This is a genomic window from Bradyrhizobium sp., assembly GCF_050014615.1.
Classification (GTDB): domain Bacteria; phylum Pseudomonadota; class Alphaproteobacteria; order Rhizobiales; family Xanthobacteraceae; genus Bradyrhizobium.
In genome coordinates this window covers 1-3,724 of sequence record NZ_JBEKCZ010000343.1, presented here as the reverse complement: position 1 = coordinate 3,724, position 3,724 = coordinate 1, and the positions used below count along the sequence as shown (strand labels likewise).

The 3,724-nt window shown below is 65.8% G+C and carries 5 protein-coding genes; 1 reads left to right on the top strand and 4 read right to left on the bottom strand.

Annotated features, from left to right (window positions below; genetic code table 11):
* Positions 1-26: 26 nt before the first annotated feature.
* Complete coding sequence (cbiE, locus tag ABR948_RS29290; RefSeq protein ID WP_428124772.1) at positions 27-1,220, bottom strand: precorrin-6y C5,15-methyltransferase (decarboxylating) subunit CbiE; 1,194 nt, start codon at positions 1,218-1,220, stop codon at positions 27-29.
* Positions 1,221-1,236: 16 nt separating this feature from the next.
* On the opposite strand from cbiE, the gene ABR948_RS29285 reads away from it, so the two are divergent.
* Complete coding sequence (locus ABR948_RS29285) at positions 1,237-2,010, top strand: cobalt-precorrin-6A reductase (protein WP_428124770.1); 774 nt, start codon at positions 1,237-1,239, stop codon at positions 2,008-2,010.
* Here ABR948_RS29285 and cobJ read toward each other — a convergent pair.
* The 3 genes from cobJ to ABR948_RS29270 form a co-directional block, all read right to left on the bottom strand.
* A complete protein-coding gene (cobJ, locus tag ABR948_RS29280; protein ID WP_428124768.1) occupies positions 1,974-2,741 on the bottom strand; it encodes a precorrin-3B C(17)-methyltransferase in 768 nt (255 codons plus the stop codon). The genes ABR948_RS29285 and cobJ overlap by 37 nt on opposite strands.
* The gene (locus ABR948_RS29275; RefSeq protein WP_428124766.1) at positions 2,738-3,496 is read right to left on the bottom strand and encodes a precorrin-2 C(20)-methyltransferase; all 759 of its coding nucleotides are present in this window, start codon (positions 3,494-3,496) and stop codon (positions 2,738-2,740) included. Before ABR948_RS29275 ends, cobJ begins: the two co-directional genes overlap by 4 nt.
* Positions 3,493-3,724, bottom strand: a 232-nt coding sequence (locus ABR948_RS29270) for a precorrin-8X methylmutase (RefSeq protein ID WP_428124764.1), incomplete at its 5' end; no start/stop codon positions are given. The genes ABR948_RS29270 and ABR948_RS29275, both read right to left, overlap by 4 nt.

The window sequence follows — 3,724 nt, the reverse complement described above, 5'->3', positions numbered from 1 at the left end:
GCGTCCGCATCCGATGCCCGCAACGATCATGGCTTCCTCACTCGCCATTGCGTGACCGGCATTGCCGGCCGCCAGCCAGACATGGCGCCCACTCTATCGGCTCTGGCGACCTGCAGTCGAACAAGATCTCCGCCCATTTGCTGGAAATAACCGGCAAGCCGAACTTCAGTCTCGAGCGAGACGGCGTTGGCGACGAGACGCCCGCCCGGTTTCAGCGCCGACCACGCCGCGTCGAACACGCCGTGATCCATCATACCGCCGCCGATAAAGACAGCGTCGGGTCTCGCGAGCCCGGCCAGCGCTTCCGGCGCGGCGCCCTGCACGATCTCGAGCTCCGGCGCGCCCAATGCGGCGGCGTTGCGGGCGGCGCGACCGGCGCGGTCGCCGCGCGCCTCGATGCCAATAGCGCGCAGTGAAGCATGCTGCAGCAGCCATTCGATCGCGACCGAACCCGCGCCGAGTCCGATATCCCAGAGCAGTTGCCCCTGCAGAGGCGCCAGCGACGACAACGTCACCGCGCGAATCTCCCGCTTGGTCAGTTGGCCGTCATGCTCGAAGAAATCATCGTCGAGGCCGGGCTCGATCGCGATGGTATTGAGCGGCTGGATGTCCTCGATATCGAAATTCGAAACCGTGGCGTGACGTATCCGCTCGCGCGCGCCACCCATCGCCTCGAGCACGGCCATGCGCGACTGTCCCATCCGATGCGTGGCAAGAAGCTCGGCAAGCCTGCGTGGCGTCGCGCTGTCCCACGAGAGCGCCAGAATCCGCGCCCCGGGTTGCAGATGCCGGATAATGCCGTTGAGCGCGCGGCCGTGCAGCGTCACCGGCACGACGTCCTGCAGCGGCCAGCCCATCCGCGCGGCGGCGAGACTGAACGCCGAGGGCTGTGGCAGGCAAATAAACTCATCAGCCGGGACAAAACCCGCGATCTGCTTGCCGACACCGAAATGAAAGGGATCGCCGCTCGCCAGCACCACGACGGCCCGTCCGCGATGGTGCTCGATCTCGGGGAACGCGTCACTGATCGGGCTTGGCCACGCCAGACGCCGGCCTCGAATAAGTTCGCTGGCCAATTCGAGATGGCGCGCGCCGCCTACCACCAGTTCAGCCGAACGGATCAGCTGGCAGGCCACCGAGGAAAGCCCTTCCACGCCGGCCTCACCGATGCCAATGATGGACAGCCAGCGCTGCCCTGTGCAAATTGCGGGCTCAACCATCATGGAACAAGCTCCGATGCGCGTTCTCATCCTCGGAGGTACGACGGAGGCTTCGGAGCTGGCGCGCCTGCTCGCGGCCGACCCCCGCTTTGAGACCACGCTCTCGCTGGCCGGACGCACGTCGAAGCCCCGGCCACAACCGGTTCGCACGCGAACCGGCGGCTTCGGCGGTCCCGACGGATTGGCCGCATGGCTGCAACAAGAAGCGATCGAGGCCGTCGTTGACGCGACGCACCCCTACGCCGATCAGATCTCGTCCAATGCCGTGACCGCCTGTAAGCAACTTGCGATCCCGCTCGCCACGATCATGCGTCCGGCCTGGCAACCCCTGCCCGGCGACACCTGGCTGACGGTCGCAAGCGCGGAAGCCGCCGCCGAAGCGCTGGGATCGCAGCCGCGCCGGGTGTTTCTCAGCCTCGGCCGTCTCGAACTCGGCGCCTTCGCAAGGAGCCCTCAGCATCGCTATGTCGCGCGCATGATCGAAGCGCCGGAGGGCGTCGTGCTGCCGCGCGACATCAAGTTGATTTTCGACCGCGGCCCGTTCGACGAACCCGCCGAAGCGACGCTTCTCAAAGATGAGAAGATCGACGTAGTGGTTTCCAAGAACTCCGGCGGAGCGGCGACCTACCCGAAGATCGCGGCCACGCGCAAGCTCGGCATTCCCGTCGTGATGATCGCACGTCCGCACAAATGGCACGGCCATACCGTTGAGAAAGCCGAGGGCGCTATGATGTGGCTGGAACAGCGGCTTGCTCATCGCGCCATCCCCGTTTCCGCGCGGGGCGTATAGACCCACGGCCGCTGTCCCGTTCGCGGGATCAGCCGCGTTGCCGCAGCGCCGATGATGACCAGCGTGCGCATGTCCGCCAGCGCCGGATCGGCCTCGGCCAAGGATGTAACGATGACCCTCGTTTCGGGTGTCGCGGCTTTGCGGACGAACAGCACCACCGTCTGCGGCGGCTTGATCGTTCGCAACAGCTCAAAGGCCTGCCCGAGCTGATGCGGACGGGCTTTGGAAGCTGGGTTGTAGAGCGCGATCACGAAGTCTCCGGTGGCGGCAGCCCGCAGGCGCCGCTCGATGGTCTCCCATGACTTCAGATTGTCCGACAGGGAGACCGCGCAAAAATCCCCGCCAAGGGGCGCGCCGACTTCGGCCGCGGCAGCCAGCATCGCGGTAATGCCGGGCTCGACGCGAATGTCGAGGTCGCGCCAATGCGAAGCGCCGCCCTCGACGGCTTCAAATACCGCGGCCGCCATCGCGAACACGCCGGGGTCTCCACCCGAGACCACCGCCACCCGCCTGCCTTCGGCAGCAAGCGTGAGCGCATGGCGGGCGCGCTCGATCTCGACCCGGTTATCGGAAGCATGCCGGCGCTGACCGGGAACGGTTTCCGGAATTCGATCGAGATAGGGTCCATATCCCACGAGATCCGTTGCGGCCCCCAGCGCGCGCGTGGCTGACGGCGTCAACAGCTCGATCGATCCGGGCCCGAGACCGACAATGACCAGCGAACCGCTCACAGCCGCCTCCCCTGCCCTGGAATCAGCACCATCGAAAAATAGGGGCTGCCGGCTTCAGGTCCCTCGGACAAGGGCATGATCCGCTCGCCCTTCATGCTGCCGCGCTCGACATAGATCGCGCGCGAAAGCAGCCCGGCCGCCGTCACGGCGCGGCGGACTTTGGCCAGGTTGTTGCCGACCTTCATGATGACAGCGGCGTCGGTATCGGCGAGGCGGCGCGTCAATTGCGCTTCGCCCATGGTTCCCGGCAACACCGAGAGAATATCGTCACCCCAGGTGATCGGCGCGTTGGCGCGAGTCCAGCAGCCCGACATGCCCGTGACACCCGGCACCACCTCGATCGGAAACACCTTATCGAGACGACGCCAGATATGCATGAATGAGCCATAAAAAAACGGATCGCCTTCGGCCAGCAGGCCGACCGACTTGCCTTGCCGCAGCAACAGCGACAGCGCCTCGGCGCTTTCCTCGTAGAACCGGCTGATCTGTTGCCGATAGGAAGGATCTTCCGGCGGGATTTCGTTGGTCACGGGATATTCAAGCCGCAGCTCTTCGCGATGCGGTCCCATCAGCGGATCGACGATGCCGCGCGCATTGCCTTGAAGACCGCGCTTGGCAAAAAACGCAATCACATCGACCTGCCGCACCAGCGCCGCGGCCCGCAGCGTCAGATAGCTGACATCGCCGGGGCCGACGCCGATGCCATAAAGCGTTCCACCACGTGCCGTTCCGGCGATCGCGTCAAGGTCCATCATTCGCGCTCACTCGCCAGGGCGTTGACCGCGGCAACGGCCATGGCGCTGCCGCCCCTGCGCCCGCGGACAACAAGAAAGGGAATACGGGTCTGTGCCGCGAGGGCTTGCTTGGATTCGGCTGCCCCGACAAAACCCACGGGAACGCCGATGATCGCCGCGGGCGGCGGCGCGCCCTGGTCGAGCATGTCGAGCAATCGAAACAGCGCGGTCGGCGCATTGCCGATGGCG

What these genes read in the sequence shown, in the direction of transcription:
- cbiE (WP_428124772.1), bottom strand. Translation starts at nt 1,220, where the DNA reads ATGGTTGAGCCCGCAATTTGCACAGGGCAGCGCTGGCTGTCCATCATT.
- ABR948_RS29285 (WP_428124770.1), top strand. Translation starts at nt 1,237, where the DNA reads ATGCGCGTTCTCATCCTCGGAGGTACGACGGAGGCTTCGGAGCTGGCG.
- ABR948_RS29275 (WP_428124766.1), bottom strand. Translation starts at nt 3,496, where the DNA reads ATGATGGACCTTGACGCGATCGCCGGAACGGCACGTGGTGGAACGCTT.